Origin of the sequence: Shimazuella alba, from assembly GCF_009831235.1 — a bacterium.
GTDB classification, from domain to species: Bacteria; Bacillota; Bacilli; order Thermoactinomycetales; family Thermoactinomycetaceae; genus Shimazuella; species Shimazuella alba.
In genome coordinates, this window is record NZ_WUUL01000004.1 from 15249 (window position 1) to 33250 (window position 18002).

Sequence of the window (18002 nt, forward strand, 5' to 3'; positions counted from 1 at the left end):
TATGGAAATGTATTATTTGCGATGATTCCTTTTCGTAGCTGCTGAGTTTTCCTCTCGGTTGTTGTATAATCTCATATGGATGTTTCAAAACGAAACATATGGAGGGCGGAAGATGAAAATCAAAATCAAAGGTATCGCTCCTTACCCTGGTTTGCGAGACCTGCTAACAAAGGTCGTGGGTGAGCATAGTCGATTTTCAATAGATGTAGAGATTGCGAATTTGGAGGATGCACTGCCAATCGTGAAGCGTGCTGAAGAAGAGAACTATGATGTGATTATCAGTCGAGGAGGGACAGCGTCTGTTATTCGTCAGCATGTCTCGATCCCTGTCGTGGACATTCCGGTCTCAGGTTATGATATTTTACGCGTGTTGACATTGATCAAAGACTCACATAGTCGCCTAGCGATTATCGGTTTTCCGAATATTTGCCGTGGTGCGTTGACGGTTGCGGGTTTACTGGATTTTGAGATCCCGATCTATCCCATTCACGATGGGTTGGAAGTGCGTCAGACACTGAAAAAGGCAGTGCGGGAAGGTGCGCAGATCGTGCTAGGTGATGTGGTGACGGTTGAGATGGCGCAAGAACTCGGTCACCATGGGATACTGATCACATCCGGTGAAGAATCAATCACAGAGATGTTATCGGAAGTGGAGCATATATATGAGATTTATCAAAAAGAGAACGAACGAGCTAGTTTTTTTCAGCAGATGGTGCAGCAAGCTCCCATGGGCATGATGCTAGTTAACCAAATCGGGGAGATTCAATATTCAAATGAGTCCGTCAAGCAGTGGATTGGCGACATATCCAGTCTACCTCGTGAGTTGGTTTTTTTGCTCAAAGAAACCAGCCGTCAGTGGGAACATGTATGGGTGGGAAATCGAGCTTACCATGTCTGTGCTATTCCACAACAAGATGGAGTCTTGATCTATGTTGAACCGGATTCGCACGCATCGAATGAATGGAACCTAATACAAAAAAAACAGCAGCTCGCTTCATTCGCACAAATCGTAGGTTCGAGTGAGCAGATTACGAAAACAATTCAGCGAGCAATCACGTATGCGCAGACTGACAAACAGGTGTGGCTCTCTGGTGAAGTGGGGACAGGAAAAGCGGTTTTTGCTGAGGCGATCCATCTGTCTAACTCTCGAAATCAAGGCAACTTTTATCGTGTGATGTGTTCATCAGCAGTAAGCGATGATCAATTAGCTGCTGAATTATTCGGCACGTCTACACAGATTGGTCTACTACAAATAGGCGTAAACGATACCCTTTATTTGGAGGAAGTAGACCGATTATCCGTTCCCTTACAAGAACGATTGGCACAAGTGCTGCGAAAAGGGACAAAGCTCAGAATCATTAGTTCATCACGTATCCCTTGGTCAAACCTGCTAACAAGCGGTGTCTTTGATCCCGAGTTGCTCCATCTACTAGGCGAATGCCAGCTTGTCATTCCAGCGCTCCGCGAACGAAAAGCTGATATCCAAGAGATGATTCGTGTGAGAATCGCTCAGCATAATATCGTATCTGATAAGCAATTTGTTGGTCTGCGGAAAGAGGTTTTGACAGAGTTGCTCGCATATGATTGGCCAGGCAATCTAAAAGAACTTGAAAATATTATGGATGAATTATTCATTCTTTCCAGCGGGTACTATATTGGCATGGATGAATGGAACCAAGTGAGAGAGCGGATTGAAGCAAAAGCTGCAAACATAACGGCTGCGAATATTGATTTGACTGGTACTTGGAATCAGATAGAAAAGAAAATATTGGAAGTCGTTTTGCGCGAAGAGGGAATGAATCAGTCAAAAGCAGCGAAACGACTGGGTATTAGTCGAGCTACGTTATGGAGAAAGTTGAAGTGATTGTTTCATATTTAAACAAATACTTGGTTGTTGCGTGTTTGGGATAAGCGTATAATGCAGATGTAAACGTTTTATTTATTTTTTTGTTTCATATTGAATCGATTGATAGAAGGAGGGCTTATTGATGAAGATCAAAGCAACATTAGATCGCATTCCGGGAGGGATGATGATTGTTCCATTGTTGATCGGGGCGATTATCAATACGCTGTTCCCAAATACAGCTGATACGTTCGGCTCATTTACAGGCGCGATGATGACAGGTGCGTTACCTATTTTAGCAGTGTTTTACGTTTGTATGGGATCAACAATTGATTTTAAAGCAACTCCCTATATTCTCAAAAAAGGTGGAGCCTTACTAGGAACGAAAGTTGCCACTGCGGCGATTGTCGGATTTATCGCTGCTCAGTTTCTTGGGGAAGGCATGATTGAAAGCGGTTTCTTCACGGGAATCTCAGTTCTTGCGATTGCTGCTGCCATGAATGATACTAACGGTGGCTTGTACATGGCGTTGATGGGTCAGTTTGGAAAAAAAGAAGATGTTGGTGCGTACTCGATCATGAGTTTAGAATCAGGTCCTTTTTTTACGATGATTTCCCTCGGTGTAGCCGGCCTCGCTGCATTTCCTTGGCAAACCTTATTGGGTGCTGTCATTCCACTTATCGTAGGGATGGTGTTGGGGAACTTGGACAAAGATATGCGTGAGTATTTGAGTAAAGCCGTTCCGGTACTTGTCCCCTTCTTTGCGTTTTCGCTTGGTGCGGGGCTGAACTTGCTTGATGTTTGGAAAGCCGGACTACTAGGCGCATTACTTGGTGTGGCTGTTGTCGCTGTAACAGGCACGACATTGTTTTTTGCGGATCGTTTTGTAGGTAAGGGAAATGGAATTGCTGGTTTATCGGCAGCATCAACAGCAGGAAATGCTGTTGGTGTTCCTGCGGCAGTCGCTTCAGCCAATGCCGTTTATGCGCCATTGGTACCATCTGCAACGGCGTTAATCGCATCTTGTGTAATCGTTACAGCGATTTTGGTTCCGATCGTCGTTTCTTGGTGGGCGAAACGCATCGGTGTTAAAGCGAACACAGCATAGTAAACATAGGAGTAAGTCACACTTGGTTGTAGCAAAAGAAAGGAAGCGTAAGATGCATAAATTTGGAATCATCGCCGATGATTTGACAGGTGCAAATGACAGTGGAGTACAATTGGTCAAACAAGGATTGCGAACCTCGGTGATGTTCGATGTAATTCCCATCACTGATGTGCCGATCAAACACGATGCAGTCGTTATCGACACAGATAGTCGTGCTGTGCGTCCAGAAAAAGCATACCAGGCTGTACATCGGGCGGCTATGTTTTTGAAAGAACATAATTTTACTCAGATTTATAAAAAAGTAGACTCTACGTTGCGTGGCAATCTTGGTGCAGAGATCCAAGCCGTGACAGATGTGTTCGAACCGGAGTTTTGTATCATCGTTCCTGCTTTTCCGCGAATCGGTAGAACAACCATACAAGGAACACACTTTTTACATGGCGTCCGGATTACAGAAACTGAGATCGCTCACGATCCACAAAGTCCAGTCGTACAATCTTCACTATGCCGCTTACTTGAATCCCAATCAAGTCAACACGTAGGTTTGGTGCAGACAAAAGAGTTGGGTCAAGACATTCCATTATGGCGAGCGGAGCTGGAGAAATGGCAGCATCAAGGTGTGAAATGGCTGGTGTTTGATGCTGAAACAGATGCACACCTTGAGTGGATCGCTTTCTGTGTCTCCAAAATCACAACAAACGTTGTCTGGGTGGGCTCTGCGGGGCTGGCTGAATATTTACCAACTATGCTGGGATGGCAACAGGTGTCAACCCAGCAACCAGCAAATATGCAAAGTCACCGCGTTCTTACCGTATCAGGAAGTTTATCCAGTGTCACCAGTCAACAAATTGCTAAGTTGATCAAAAAAAATGATATCCAAGCGATCGAGCTTGACCCAATGTCTGTGTTTGCGGAAACAACGCAGTGGGAGAGAAAAAAACAAGAATTGATCTGTCAGTTGAGTAAGGTGTATGCCCAAGGAGATCATGCTGTATTGTATGTAGCGGCAAGTCCGGAAAATCGCCTTTCTACGCAGCACGCCACGAGCCAGCTACGATTGACACCTGCTGAGGTGAGCAAGCGGATTTCTCAAGGGTTGGGCCAAATCGCCAGTCAACTGGTGAAAAACGAGCCTTATGTCTCGGGTCTTGTTCTGACTGGAGGCGATACTGCCAAAGATGTTTGTCGCCAGATCGGGGTCAGTGGTTTGGAACTGATACGAGAAGTAGAGGCAGGTATTCCGCTTGGAAAGTTAACAGCTGGAGATCTAGCATTGTTTGCGATTACGAAAGCGGGCGCATTTGGCCATGAGAACTCACTGGTCAATGCTGTAAACGAGTTAAAAGGAGGAGCATCATGAACCAATTACCAATCATCGGAATTACGATGGGTGATCCAGCAGGTGTGGGTCCAGAGATCATCATCAAGAGTTTGGCTGATGGTGAGATTTATCATAAGTGTCGGCCCATTGTCATCGGGGATGCGAAAATAATTGCGCGTGCACAGCAGTTTACGCACACCGATATGGAGATTGTTTCTATCAAAGAGATTAGTGATGCCGCATTTGTATCTGGGAAGATTTATTGCTTGGATATGGATCTTGTGGCAGCTGACTTACCGATTGGACAAGTATCAGCTGAAGCGGGACATGCTGCGTTTGAATTTGTCAAAAAAGCAGTTGATTTAGCCAAAGATGGACAAATTGATGCGATCTGCACCGCACCGTTGAACAAAGAAGCGATGCATTTGGGTGGTCACATCTATCCAGGTCATACAGAGATATTAGCTGATCTGACTGATACTACTGATTTCTCGATGATGTTATCCGCTCCAAATCTAAAAGTGATTCACGTCACCACTCATATCGGAATCATCGATGCGATTAACAGTATCCATCCCACCCGTGTATACAACGTGATTAAGATGGCAGACGAAACGTTGAAAAAAGCAGGGATTGACGCACCGAGAATCGCTGTTTGTGGAATTAATCCACACGCGGGTGAAAACGGCCTGTTTGGCTATGGCGAAGAAACAGAAAAAGTGATCCCAGGTGTGGAAAAAGCACAAGCTGAGGGCATCGATGTCGTTGGCCCGCTTCCTGCAGATACACTTTTCTTTCGAACGGTACGCGGGGATTTTGATATTGTAGTTGCGATGTATCATGATCAAGGGCATGGACCGGTCAAAGTACTTGGATTGGATGCGGGGGTTAACATTACGGTTGGCTTACCGATCATTCGCACAAGTGTTGATCACGGAACTGCATTTGATATCGCAGGCAAGGGCATTGCTGATGAAAAAAGCTTACAAGAAGCAATAAGACAGGCGATTGAGCTCGCGCCGAAAAAGAGTTGAATAACCGAACACATAAAAAGCTGCTGATGGAGTACTACCAATCACCAGCTTTTTCTTATAAAAAAATAATAGACAGTCATATTGGGGTAGAACCCATGCCCATATATACGATCAAAGGTATTAAAGTTTTGGATAGATATCAAGGGTGAAGTTGTTTCCTATTTGCCATTTTTCTTTGTTATAAATGCACTTATTCAAAACAGATTTGAGCAAGTTGTTTTTTATTTTGGGATCAGTTGTGTTCCTGTATAAATCCATGACGTTTTCAATCTGGGGAATGATTTTTACTTTTGCAATCATACGCTCGTTTTCAAGGGATAATTCATTTTTGATTTGATTGATTTTATCTTTTGTTTCTGCGAGTTTGTCTGCAATATAGTTGGAACGTTCGATATAAGTATCATCATCATAAATACCACGTTCCAATAGATCATGCAGCCTTCCTTTTTGATCGATTAAATTTTTCCACTCTTGTTCCAGATTTTTGAGGCTTGTCTGATAAACTTGGATTTTATTTTGGGATGGTTCATCTATACTTCCTTGTTCCCATTGCAACTTATATTGACTGAGCCATTCTTTTAAATGAAGCAGCAGTGTCTGCTCGACATATTCAAACCGAGTACTTTTGTTATTACAGATAGTGTCTTGACAGATGAGATGAGGTTTTTGTTTGGTGCTCGGACGAAGTACCATAGATGAATCACATTTTGCACATCGGATCAATCCTGCTAAAGGATTTGTTATCTTGTTATTTGTCCGATAAGGAACATGGGATTTATTTTTTAAAATACTTTGCGCTTTCTGATACAATTCTTCAGATATCAGAGGTTCATGTTTTCCTTGCGCTTCGATCCACTCAGATTGTGGTCGCATTTTTGCTTCTCTTCGTTTCTCTGGATCTTTTGATTTTTTGTATGCTGTTTTCTTCCACTGGACTTTACCAGTGTAAACTGCATTTTTGATGATGATGAGCACACTAGAACCTTTCCATGGGATACCTGTATAGCTGAGATATCCTAACTCATTCAGTTTGTTTGCTATTTTTTTTGTTCCCATTCGTTCCCTTGGATCATCAGATGTATACCATTCAAAAATCATCTTCACTACTGGGGCTTGTTTCGGATGTGGGACAAGGAATCGATTGCGGCCTTCTTCTTTGATTTCGTATCCATAGGGAGGGCGTGTTCCGATATAGTTGCCTTCCTCAACGGAACGAATTCGTCCACCTTGTAATCGACGTGTGATAATCTTTAATTCTTTCCGCGCCATAAATGCCTCAAACTCGCTATATTCTTCGTCCCACTCATCATGCAGATCATACGTTTTCCGAGGGGTGATAATTTTTGTATCTGCTTCTTTAAACGTTTCCAGTATTAATCCTTGTTCCTTCATGTTCCCACGACCGAGACGATCCATGTCCATCACAAGGACTGCATCGTACATTTTTGCTTCTACTTCTCTTAATAGTTCCATCATTTCAGGGCGATGAATGAGGCTTTCCCCAGATACAATTTCTTGCCTGATTTTGATGATGTTTAGATTTTGTTGTTTCGCTGCTTTTAATAATGCTTTCTTGTGTTTTTCGAGTGTTTCACCCTCGCCTCTTTTTTCTGCCTCTACGTCTTCACGGGATTTGCGTAAATAAATACAAGTCCTATCCATAGGGTTGTCCTCCAACATTTTTCGCATAGGATGAATTGAGGTGATCCTATGCCACCAAATGTAAGTATTATTCCGCCAGTAATGAGTAATCAAGAACGGTTTCAAAAGTGGGAAGAGATCAATCTGATGATAAGTAAAATCTGGAATATGATGGCAGATGATCAAAAATTATGTATTATTCGCAATTATAACACTGATATAGAAGGACAACAAAAAATAGATAAAGAGGGTAAAGGTGAAAAGTGTATATAAAGAGACCATAATAGGTCTCTGAAATTCTATAATATTGGATTCAAAATTACCTTTAAAATTAAAAATTTTGTGCTGGACGATAGGATGCCGATCAGCGTTGTGAACATTAGGATTCCACGACCTCACTCTTAAGCTAGTTGATAACGCCCCCGACGAGATAGTTCTTTCGCGCTTTTTCGTTATCCATTAGAACATTGTAAGTTGCCTGTTGACCCGGTGGGTTTTGTATTCCGTTGTCAAGTCCCTGTCTGTGGGTTGGTCACGTAAATCTTTTCTTCGACATTCCAACTCGATTGCATAAGGAAGAGGTTCGGTCTTTTTCTCATTAATATTAATGTTTGTGACGTAAACTACATTCTTCTTAGAATTTACGACTGCTTTAAACCTTTTACCAACAAGGTATTGATAGTAAACACCATTATCCTTACCCTTATCCCTAATTATCCAGAGCTTGACTCCATTTTCGAACTCTTTGCTAGGTTTACGAGTAGGAAAGTAATAATCTCTGCTCATTATTCCTCATTCTAGAGTTCAGGATCGCTCGACCGTATAGGAGCAATCTACTCTTTTTAAATATAACGCAATGAATCAATGAGAAAAGAAAGTCGATTGATGGGTATGATTTTTGCTAAAGGTTTATAAAAGTAAGAGAGTTTCTGGATAATGGGGAATATCCCTATATTTGTGGTGCATGTTATAATTGTGGTATCTGTCAAGTTCTTGAGAAGGAATCCAAGTGAGCGACGAGCAGAATCTACCGCTGGCCATTCTCCTTTACCTACTAGAACGTGCTGAACAAGATGTCGAGCCTTCTTCGCCGAGTTACGAGAGATTGAAGCGGGCATCCATAGAGTTGGAGGACGTTCTTCCATTCGCTGACAGCGAACCAGAGAAGGCACATCGAGCGGCAGAACTACTGGAGATTCTGGACCGTCCCGATGAAGCGCTTGCCTACTGGCACAGAGCTGCCGCACTAGGCAACCAAGACGCAGTCGACATGGTCGAGATCCTACACATCGACATTCAGTAGAACTTGAACCACATGACCGGCTACTAGATACCTTTGGGTACTTTGGTAGTCGGTCGCTGAATTTTGTAACAAACATAATAGATGAGAGCCGTCATAGGGCGGCTTTTTTATTTTACACATAGGAGTTAATCCTCAGAAAAGGAATCACATTTGTGAGGATACAACCCAACTAGGAAATAGACAAGCATGAGCAGCGTCTGTCTGATCGAAAGGGAAGTTACGCCTTCCATCGATGGTGAGCTGGGAATCAGCACGATCCGTCAGCTCCGCGTCCCAACAATGCGATGTGTTCCCTCTGCAACGCATGTCCGGCTCGGACTAACTGTCCTAAGTCCTGTGGCATGTGTGATGGGTGCTGTTTCTGTTACATGGAGGAGTAACACCTAGCTCCTAATGGAGCAAGTGGCCGATTGGGTCGTTTTCGGGCAGCCTGGTCGATCCATCGTTTAGAGGATTTTTTTTAAATCTATCGTGTACAAAGAGTCATCCGATGGGATGGGTAGCTTTTTTATTTTGCAAACAGGGGGATAATGCAATAGTTTTCAAACCATAAGAAAAGTCGACACTATTCAATTGAAAGATGGTTAATGCGGAGTTGTATCTTGTATCAATCGTAGAATAAGCATTATCACATGATAGGTAAGGATGATTCCATGAAATGGCGAGGTTTGAGGTTGTGAAAGCAGGTGGACCAGCACGAAAATTCGCAACTGGCCCATGAACCTTAGAATCAGATGGGATCGTGCTCCGACCATCCACTCGGTTGACACAAAAGGTTACTTTGCAGATCATAGAGCGCATCAACACCCTGCACCCAATCTTATCGCCTACCTTTGGAAGCTCTGTGAGGGCGTCAGGACGGATATCCCAGACCTGATCTGATTAGATAGAGTGCGGGTGGGATCACCAGCGGGGAACTCAATCTTACTCATCATTCCTCATAGGGTTCGGGATCGCTCAATCGGATAGGAGCAATACTCTATAACAAAAATAGCGTATTTTTATATGTGAATCAATGAAAAGAAAAAGCTACTAATGGATGAGGTCAGATTTAGTTTAACTTAAGAATTTAAGCATCAAATCATATAGAAAAGCGATTATTTGAAGTTTATTACATGTAAGATTACAGCCAAGAGAGCTCACTCCTATGATGTTATTTATATCATTTATTTACAATATTGAATGAGATTTTACTAGTAGGGTAGAACCAGCATCCGGCGATTGAGGGGTGTCGTAACCATATAATGAAATTTATCTAATGAGCAATAGCCCTGTCACGTGGTCCTGTAAATCTGTTCACGTCACAGATGTTACAATACATTTCCTTTTTCATTTGTTTTTCTGAGTTGATAGCCCTACTCTGCACAGAACGAAAACTAAATAAAAATAATATAATATAATAGTCTGAAACTAGAGATAAGGAATGAAAATGACGAGAAAAAAAGATAATGAAACATGGTATGGTGGCATTGCAAGGATCAAAAACAAACCAGATAAACGATTGGAATTGCTGAACTAACAGATGGTGAATTTTCCTATACACATGTCGATAATAAATCCGCTGTAAAAATCGTTGATGGAGAGCTAGAAATTGATTACGTATACTATCGGCCATCCGACTTTTCCCCAATCATTCTGATATTGCAACCTAATCATTCCCCTGTTGTTAACGTACAACAGGGGGAAATCATATAGATAAGTAATATAATTGGATGTTTTTGTTCATGGCCTCGAAAAGGGTGAATAAGGATTACAATAAATGGAATCTATCTGACGGAGTGTAACAGGATCTTATCACTAGATCATTTATCGATATGAATATAAAAAGAAACGCTTGATTCATGAAACATATAGAATCAAACTTTTTCTATTTGTTTAAAACAATATCGATCCAAGAGGCACTCATCCGGTCACCTCAACTGCACAACAAAACATAGACAACAAAACGAGATTTCTTTTCATAAAAACACAATTCCGTTCCAATATTTCATTTATTCTGATTATTTTATTATCCCTTAAAATAAGAAAATTATCTAATCGAATACACTCAACTTCTGACCAGGATCGTAACCGAAACGGCTTATGTGTCATCGCTTTACTGCTAAAACTGAGTGAGATGCAAAAGGTTCCTGTTTGCACGCACAAGCTGTGAAGGATAGTGTGACTTCGGTTCGTAAAAACGAAATAGTGACTAAGGAGGAAGATTTAGAGCAATACGAATTAGAGCATGTGAGAGTGGGAATGACCAATGATCGATGATCGATGAGGTCAAGTAATGAGGTGGAGTGAACAGCAGTCATGTTGCTCACTCCAGACCCGCTGCCTTTATGGTGCCCAGCATAGCTAGGACATACTACTCTTCTTTTACTGCGCTCAGGAGATTGGATGAGAGTCCCAGTCCAACTTGGATTTTAAATCATGGAATTCAGTGAGTTTGACACTGCCTTTTCTGTAATGGTCGAATATAATCGACTCCACAAGGAAGGATGCGACTCGACCCGTTCCGATGTAAGAGCGTCCCTTACTCACATATGCTTTGGGAACATCGCTGTAGAAGGGAGTTGTGTCACCCGGAAGGACGTTGAAGGTCATCAAATCCAAGAACGTCCAATGATTATTGCCCATGGAAACATGGAAGTCAGTGCCCATGAAGCAGTTCTGCTTGATGTCGAATTTTTCTTTCACAAAAAGGATTGCGAGGGAGCCGTCGGTACGGGATGATCCCTGTTCTCCAATGACGACTTCAAACGTCTTCGCCCGGCTGTAAATGTCAACTTGCTGCATTTCGAGCTCCTTGGCATCGGGTTATGTATCATCATAGTATCACAAATATAAAACTCCAACTATTCTTACAGAGTGAACAAGGTGGTAAATAATTTTAATTGGCGATTGGTATTTAGATATTTGGGGAGTAAACGATGATGAGTAGGATGACACGAGAGGGAGAACATAGTGAGCCTTCCGAAGTACCATGCACTTTCTGTAAAAGAACGAAGCTACTCTAGTTATGTGAATTTATTAAGGGATACTACTGGACGAGCTTCAGGGATCGTAGGGGAGAATATTAGGTGGTTAATATCAACCAGTAACATGCGTTAGCCAGATATGTGGTGAATGTGTTGTATCTGTTAATAGTATTGAATTTGCCCATCAAATAACGATACGCATAGATCGAGTCATTATCAATGACTCCTCGAGTAATAGTTTTCTTTTCGATTCCAGACTCACCGAAAACATCCACGCTGACCTTAGATGTGTTGGACATGTGGGTTGCCATTATCTAATCCCTACTGCTCGACCAACACTTATGGGAATTTTTGCTATACATTAGAGAAGAAAGGCAATTGGTACAAGGTAATGAAGTAGTTAAATTAGGTCTGCACAGCTCGCTGGGTTTTCTATTTATGGAAACACGGTCATATCATCGCTTTTTTATTTAATTCCAATTATAGCAATGTTTAAAACATATATACTTTTCACATTAACATATGTATGTACAGTGTTTTAATAATCTGAATATGTATAATAATAGGAATTGAATCTACAAATGTTGTTAAACAGAGGATTGTTAAATTATAATTGAACTAGGCTGAGATACAGCTTACTGCTAGGGAAGGTCTCATACCATGAAGGTAACCAGTACTCGTGTTGAGTTCGAGGACAAAGACTTCACTACTCAATATCAATATAAGTCCTTTACAGGCGAAAATGGAATTGAGATTAAATGTATCTGGGCTGACGCTTGTCCAGTAGGGGTATTGAAGGAAGTTAAGAGAAAGTTTGTTGAAGTCCACTCTAGGAATCCTAAATGGATGTCTCCAACAGCAAATCGTAGTGGTGAGCGTCCATGGATTTACCGTCAATTTCTTGAATCTGGTGAGACTTCCAGACCGATTCACGGAGTGATATTTGTTAATAGAAGTAAGAAGTAATCTTAATTAATCCGCAAATTAGCGGAATAAACCTGGGCAGCATCCAGTTGTCCAGGTACACGAAAATAAGACGTAAGCATAAAGATAGAGTCGTTATAGGACGGTTTTTTTATTTTACATATAGTAGGAATTGATCGAAGGGTTTCAATTCTCGGAGAAGGAGACAACATCCAATTGAAAGATGGTCGGCGTGGAGTTGTATACTACACAATTGTAGGATTAAGCATTTCAAGTGATAATGTAGGGGTGATTACCATGGATAGTGAGTTTTGAGGATGTGAAAGAAACAAATGAGATTTGTGCTGGACGACTGGTTTCCGTCCAGCGTGATGAAACATTAAGACTTCTTTTCTAGCTCACTCTTAAGCCAGTTGATAACGCCCTGACGAGATAGTTCCTTTTCGCCTTGTCGTTATCCGAAAGGATATTGTAAGCTGTCTGGGTTACTGCCAACATTTTGTAAAAATCCTACGCTAAGAAAAAACAATATCAAGAAAGCCAATTTCCCACTCGCTAAGATGTGACAGGAAAATTGGCTTTTCTTGATAACTAGCATTGAACGTTATAAGACAGAAACGATCAATCCTCAAAATCGAGATAAGTATAAAATTTAGGGAAATGAAGAACGACCTTTGTATATTCTCCCTCTTTCGATTGAATGGAAATATCGTGATCCAATTTTTGCGTCATTTGTTTTGCCAAATATAATCCCATACCTGTAGATTTCGTATGGCTTCTCACAACAGAACTAGTAAACCCTTTTTCGAATACACGTGATAGGTCTGCTTGACTTATTCCTACACCAGAATCTAGTATTACCATTCTTTTTTCTTTCTCATCCTCTTCGTAAGAACATGAAATTTGGCCATCTTCCATCGTATATTTCAGTGCATTCACCAAAATTTGATCTACAATAAATGAAAGCCATTTACTATCCGTCTGAACAGATACTTCTTCCTCATCGATCGTAAAACGAATATGTTTATGGATAAACAATTTCGCATACTTTTTGACATTCTCCTTGATAATTCGATTCAAGCTCACTTCCTCGATAAAGTAATCTTTCGAAAAAGCATCAATCCGAGAATAATATAGTGCTTGTTCTACATAACTATCGATTTTTTGCATCTCATCTTCTAATTTATCTACGATATCATCAATTGATTTTCCATCACTTTTTTCCATTATTAGATAGCTCGTAGCAATGGGTAGTTTTACTTCATGAATCCAAGAAAGAATAAAATCTTGATGATCTTGCTTCTCATCATAGAGTTTTTGCATTTGTTTGGTATAGGCACGGTTTAGTTCTTTTAATTGTTGCAGATAAAGCTTTTGAGCATTTGTTTTGGAATCAGGTAAATCTTGAAAGATCACCTTTCCATCAGCATACAAACTTTTACTCAGATCTTTGAAAAATTTTTTATGATAATAATACCCGCCTATCACGTAAATACAAACCAAAGAAAAACAGACCACATTTGTATATATGATATTATGTATAGCCAAACGTTGATCTTCATTTATAAGTAGCATCAAAGAAATAAACATCATGAGGGCGATATACAAAAGAATAAAATATCGCTTATCTTTCAAGTAACTCGGTAGTGTCATGGAATAAGATACCCTTGACCTTTCTTTGTTTGTATAAAGTCTTTCTTTCCTATATCAGCGAGTTTTTTTCGTAGTCTTGTAATATTGACAGTCAACGTATTATCATCAATGAAACTCTCATCTTTCCAAAGTTCTCGCATGATTTTGGTTCTTGCTACGATTGTTCCTTTTTGTTGCAGCAACAACCGAAGGATAATAAATTCAGTTTTGGTGAGTTTGGAACTTTCTTCTCCTATATACATATCTCCATCTTTAAGATTGAGTACGACTCCATCATGTTCGAGTACATCAGGTTGTATTTCTACATAGGAGTAAGTCCTTCGTAGGAGTGCATTTATTTTTGCCATTAACACGTCCAAGTGAAATGGTTTTTGTATAAAGTCGTCTCCTCCCATATTCATAGCCATAATGGAGTCCATCGGTGTATTTCGAGACGAGATAAAAATGATAGGAACTTGAGAAACTTCTCTTATCTTCCAGCACCAATAAAATCCATCATATAACGGCAAGTTGATATCCAACAAAACAAGATGGGGGCGTTCTTTAAGAAAAATAGAAAATATCTGAGTAAAATCCTCTATTGATACTGTTTCTAATCCCCATTTTTCAATGGATTCTCTAATTAAATTTCGAAAGTTTTGCTCGTCTTCCACGATTAAAATTTTCATTCTATCCTCCATTTTAAAAAGCAGTACAACCTGACAATTTTGTAAGGTTGCAATATCAAATGTAAGGTTAATTCCTTATGCGTTATTTTACAATCAAAGTCATCAGAAGAGAAATATTAGTGGAGGTAGTAAATCATGAAAGAAGTTTCATCATTCACGGATAACGGCTTTTCAGGGCGTTGGGTAGGCAGTATTAGCTTAATATTAGGTCCATTACTTCTGTTTATAGGGGTAACACTCCGTTGTCCATTCGACTTCTTCTTTCCCTATCAACTAACAGCCTATCAGGATCATTCTACTTTAATGGTAGCATCGTATAGTACATTTATTGCAGGAAATATTTTGATGTGGCCAGCTGTCCTCACACTTGTTCAATTAATTAGCAAACGTAACCCGAACTGGGCTTTCTGGGGAGGCATGTTTACCATCTTTGGGCTTTTTGCTCGCACCTTTCATGCAGGTGTGGATCATCTTGCTTTTCAATTGGTTCATATACAAAATTCAACACTAGCCACAAAAGTCATTGGGGATGCTTATGGAGCATTTCATATTTTCAGCACTTTCAATCTGGCTATTATGTTTGGTTGGATCATTTTAGCAATTGGAGCTTATCTCTCTCGCACACTCAATATATATTGTGCCATTGCCTTAGGATTGATGTCTGGACTCCCTATAGGTGTTCTCAAGGGAACGTCACCTTTTTCGTTTGTTGCAACAATCGGATTATGTATCGCACTGTTACCACTTGGGTTTAAAGTTTTACAAGATGGTCCAAAACCAGCAACTCGTTCTGTTTTAAGTTGGTCCATCGGAACGATCTTGTTAATTGGGATATTCTATCTTTTTGGACAAGCAGGGTAAACAGTAAAGGAGGAAATATGGATGGAAACCATACTAGAGGCCAAACATTTGAAAAAAGTTTATTATAACAACGGAAATGCTTTTCAAGCCTTAGACGATTTGGAGCTTACCATTCACGAAGGTGAATTTGTGGGGATCATGGGTCCCTCGGGTTCTGGTAAAACGACATTACTCCATCTACTTGCAACAATCGATGAACCAACTTCGGGAGAAATAAAGATAGTGGGAACAGATATCATGCAACTTAATGAAGATCAACTATCCAACTTCCGTCGAAAGCAACTAGGTTTTGTTTTTCAAGATTATAACTTACTCGACACGCTAACGGTAAAAGAAAATATTCTACTACCACTGGCATTGGAAAAAATGAATGTAAGCAAAATGGAGCATAGAGTAGAGAAAATAGCAGATCGATTGGGCATTCGCTCGATTTTAGAGAAACATCCTTATCAAATTTCTGGAGGACAAAAACAGCGAACAGCAGCAGCACGAGCGATGGTAGCACGTCCTAGCCTTATATTAGCTGACGAACCAACAGGTGCACTAGATTCGAAATCGGCCACGGATCTACTGGAAAGTTTAAAAGAAGTAAACGAATTGGATAAAGTGACGATTCTGATGGTTACTCATGATGCTTTTGCTGCAAGTTACTGCAAGCGAGTTATCTTCATCAAGGATGGCAGAACCTTTACGGAACTCGTAAAGGGAGGTCAATCACGAAAAGAATTTTTTCAAAATGTAATCGATGTTCTGCCTGTTTTGGGAGGAAATACACATGACAGTGTTTGACATCGTAAAAAAGAATTTGAAGGGTAATATCCAAAACTATCTATTCTATTTCCTCTCCTTCATGATAAGCGTAATCGTTTTCTATACTTTTGTTTCTTTGCAAGATGTACCTGAGATCCAAGTAAGGACAGAGTCATTTGAGATTTTACGCTCGATTATTTTCCAAGCATCGTTCCTATCGGTTTTGTTTGTTGGAGTTTTTATTTGGTATTCCAATTCATTTTTTACCAAAAGACGCAAGAAAGAAGTAGGATTATACGTTCTTCTTGGAATTAGAAAAAAAACGATAGGAAAAATGTTATTTTACGAAAATATTATCCTTGGATTAAGTGCTTTGTTGGCAGGTATCCTACTAGGAGCCTTGTTTTCTAGACTATTTGTCATGCTTCTCCTAAAATTGCTCGATTCTCCGATGAATATTCCTTTTCATCTATCGTTCGATGCCATCATTTATACCGGCATGGTATTTGGATGCATGATTGCACTTACTTCCATTCAAGCATATCGCTTGATTTATCGTTTCAAACTGATTGTTTTTTTCCAAGCTGAAAAACAAGGAGAGCAGGTCCCTGAAACCTCTGTTCCATATACTATTTTATCTTTTGTTTTGTTGGCATGCAGTTTCTTAGTAGTCTATCGACCTATTTTGGATGAACCAATAGTCATATTGGGTTTATTCTCTTTATTTACGATTACTGGAACTTATCTCTTGTATCGTTCTGTAATTGTGCTTTTAATAAAAGAGATTCAAAGAAATAAACCCTATTATTATAAAGGTACCAATCTAATAGGATTCACTCACATTTTGCACCGAATTCAAGGTAATACTCAACTCCTTACCATTATCAGCTTGCTAAGTGCTGTTACTCTAACAGCATTTTATATGGGTTATAACGAGTACGACAGTGTCAAGAAAAAAGCGATGAACTATGCTCCCTTTAGTTATCAATACACTTCGAATAATAAAGCTTTTGACCAACAAGTTAAAAAAGTCGTAGAACAAGATAAACAACACCCTGTACTTACTCAATTGGATATTCCAGTGATCCAGATGAACGGTGATATCTCAGCTTTTGAATATATTCCATACGGGTATCCAGTAAATAAAACGACTATTCGAATCTTATCTTGTAGTACCTTTTATCAGATCGCAAAGGCGTTAGGAAAAAAAGAAACTTTACATCTAACAAAGGATCAAGCAGCTATGATTCGACCTTATCTAGACTACATGAATTCAAACTATATTGGGCAAAAGCTAATCTTACAAGGCAACCACACTCTATCTATTGTCAAAACATTAGAAGAGCGAATTATTAATTGGAGTGAACCAGATTTATATCTTGTGGTTAGTGATTCAATGTTTAAGGAGTTAAAGGAACAAAATGAACCATTCCTTTACAAGACATATCGTGTAAAAGATCAAGAGGCTACTAGAACAACTTCTAATCAATTGTTGTCATTAGCGGCAGATAAAAAAATCGAGCTGTCAACGTTTTATCGGAATTATCGAATGAACATAGAATCTGCTGGAGTTGACCTCTTTTTGTTGGGTTTTTTAGGAATCATTTTTATTGTAGCGACAGGAAGCATCATTTATTTGAAACAATTGATGGAAGCTTATTTAGATCGTGACTGTTACCATACTCTTCGAAAGATCGGTACGACTAAGCGAGAAATAACCATCATTATCGCCAAACAAACTTTATTTGTTTATTTATTACCACTTGTAATTGGCATTTTACACAGTACCATGATCTATACCATCCTCTATCCAAGGGGAGAAGTGTTTACAATGAACGTCCTAACTTCCATCATGGCTTATGTTTTTATCTATTTTCTGTACTATGTACTAAGTGTTTATTCCTACAATAAAATTGTAAATAGTAGATAG

17 protein-coding genes are annotated in these 18002 nt (G+C 39.9%); 12 read left to right on the plus strand and 5 right to left on the minus strand.

All coding sequences use genetic code 11. The features are described 5' to 3' along the window. The first annotated feature begins 112 nt into the window (after positions 1-112). The 4 genes from GSM42_RS06905 (at position 113) to pdxA (ending at position 5306) form a co-directional block, all read left to right on the plus strand. Positions 113-1864: a sigma-54-dependent Fis family transcriptional regulator gene (locus GSM42_RS06905; protein ID WP_160800823.1), complete on the plus strand. Its 1752-nt coding sequence runs from the start codon at positions 113-115 to the stop codon at positions 1862-1864. A 124-nt stretch (positions 1865-1988) separates the two neighbouring features. After that, positions 1989-2951: a 2-keto-3-deoxygluconate permease gene (locus GSM42_RS06910; protein ID WP_160800824.1), complete on the plus strand. Its 963-nt coding sequence runs from the start codon at positions 1989-1991 to the stop codon at positions 2949-2951. Positions 2952-3003: 52 nt separating this feature from the next. Continuing rightward, positions 3004-4311: a four-carbon acid sugar kinase family protein gene (locus tag GSM42_RS06915; protein WP_160800825.1), complete on the plus strand. Its 1308-nt coding sequence runs from the start codon at positions 3004-3006 to the stop codon at positions 4309-4311. Next, complete coding sequence (pdxA, locus tag GSM42_RS06920; RefSeq protein WP_160800826.1) at positions 4308-5306, plus strand: 4-hydroxythreonine-4-phosphate dehydrogenase PdxA; 999 nt, start codon at positions 4308-4310, stop codon at positions 5304-5306. Before GSM42_RS06915 ends, pdxA begins: the two co-directional genes overlap by 4 nt. Before the next feature lie 120 nt (positions 5307-5426). Here the strand turns inward: pdxA and GSM42_RS06925 are convergent, their stop codons facing one another. After that, the gene (locus GSM42_RS06925) at positions 5427-6968 is read right to left on the minus strand and encodes a recombinase family protein (protein ID WP_160800827.1); all 1542 of its coding nucleotides are present in this window, start codon (positions 6966-6968) and stop codon (positions 5427-5429) included. Positions 6969-7016: 48 nt separating this feature from the next. Here GSM42_RS06925 and GSM42_RS06930 point away from each other — a divergent pair, with 48 nt between their 5' ends. From GSM42_RS06930 to GSM42_RS06940, 3 genes are all read left to right on the plus strand, one after another. Then, positions 7017-7220, plus strand: coding sequence for a hypothetical protein (locus GSM42_RS06930; RefSeq protein WP_160800828.1), 204 nt, complete (start codon positions 7017-7019; stop codon positions 7218-7220). A 736-nt stretch (positions 7221-7956) separates the two neighbouring features. Beyond that, positions 7957-8250 carry a hypothetical protein gene (locus tag GSM42_RS06935; protein ID WP_160800829.1) on the plus strand — a complete coding sequence of 98 codons (294 nt, stop codon included), beginning with the start codon at positions 7957-7959 and terminating at the stop codon, positions 8248-8250. Positions 8251-8436: 186 nt separating this feature from the next. Continuing rightward, positions 8437-8637, plus strand: coding sequence for a hypothetical protein (locus GSM42_RS06940; protein WP_160800830.1), 201 nt, complete (start codon positions 8437-8439; stop codon positions 8635-8637). A 96-nt stretch (positions 8638-8733) separates the two neighbouring features. On the opposite strand, the gene GSM42_RS06945 is transcribed toward GSM42_RS06940, so the two are convergent. Beyond that, positions 8734-9051 carry a hypothetical protein gene (locus GSM42_RS06945; RefSeq protein WP_160800831.1) on the minus strand — a complete coding sequence of 106 codons (318 nt, stop codon included), beginning with the start codon at positions 9049-9051 and terminating at the stop codon, positions 8734-8736. A gap of 1332 nt (positions 9052-10383) precedes the next feature. Between GSM42_RS06945 and GSM42_RS20970 the strand changes: the two genes are divergently transcribed. Next, positions 10384-10509 carry a hypothetical protein gene (locus GSM42_RS20970; protein ID WP_275402133.1) on the plus strand — a complete coding sequence of 42 codons (126 nt, stop codon included), beginning with the start codon at positions 10384-10386 and terminating at the stop codon, positions 10507-10509. Between the two features lie 114 nt (positions 10510-10623). On the opposite strand, the gene GSM42_RS06950 is transcribed toward GSM42_RS20970, so the two are convergent. After that, complete coding sequence (locus GSM42_RS06950; RefSeq protein WP_160800832.1) at positions 10624-11034, minus strand: hypothetical protein; 411 nt, start codon at positions 11032-11034, stop codon at positions 10624-10626. A gap of 842 nt (positions 11035-11876) precedes the next feature. Here GSM42_RS06950 and GSM42_RS06955 point away from each other — a divergent pair. Continuing rightward, positions 11877-12182, plus strand: a complete 306-nt coding sequence (locus tag GSM42_RS06955; RefSeq protein ID WP_160800833.1) for a hypothetical protein — start codon at positions 11877-11879, stop codon at positions 12180-12182. Between the two features lie 579 nt (positions 12183-12761). On the opposite strand, the gene GSM42_RS06960 is transcribed toward GSM42_RS06955, so the two are convergent. Together GSM42_RS06960 and GSM42_RS06965 are read right to left on the minus strand one after the other, a co-directional pair. Next, on the minus strand, positions 12762-13793 hold the full coding sequence (locus GSM42_RS06960) for a sensor histidine kinase (RefSeq protein WP_160800834.1): 1032 nt from the start codon (positions 13791-13793) through the stop codon (positions 12762-12764). Next, positions 13790-14461, minus strand: coding sequence for a response regulator transcription factor (locus GSM42_RS06965; RefSeq protein ID WP_160800835.1), 672 nt, complete (start codon positions 14459-14461; stop codon positions 13790-13792). Before GSM42_RS06965 ends, GSM42_RS06960 begins: the two co-directional genes overlap by 4 nt. 135 nt (positions 14462-14596) lie before the next feature. Between GSM42_RS06965 and GSM42_RS06970 the strand changes: the two genes are divergently transcribed. Genes GSM42_RS06970 through GSM42_RS06980 form a run of 3 tightly spaced genes read left to right on the plus strand, consistent with a single transcriptional unit; the run spans position 14597 to position 18002 of the window. Continuing rightward, entirely contained in the window at positions 14597-15322 is a 726-nt protein-coding gene (locus GSM42_RS06970) for a hypothetical protein (protein WP_237446508.1), read from the plus strand. Positions 15323-15343: 21 nt separating this feature from the next. Further along, entirely contained in the window at positions 15344-16111 is a 768-nt protein-coding gene (locus GSM42_RS06975; RefSeq protein WP_160800836.1) for an ABC transporter ATP-binding protein, read from the plus strand. Then, on the plus strand, positions 16098-18002 hold the full coding sequence (locus GSM42_RS06980) for an ABC transporter permease (RefSeq protein ID WP_160800837.1): 1905 nt from the start codon (positions 16098-16100) through the stop codon (positions 18000-18002). The genes GSM42_RS06975 and GSM42_RS06980 overlap by 14 nt, the downstream gene beginning before the upstream one ends.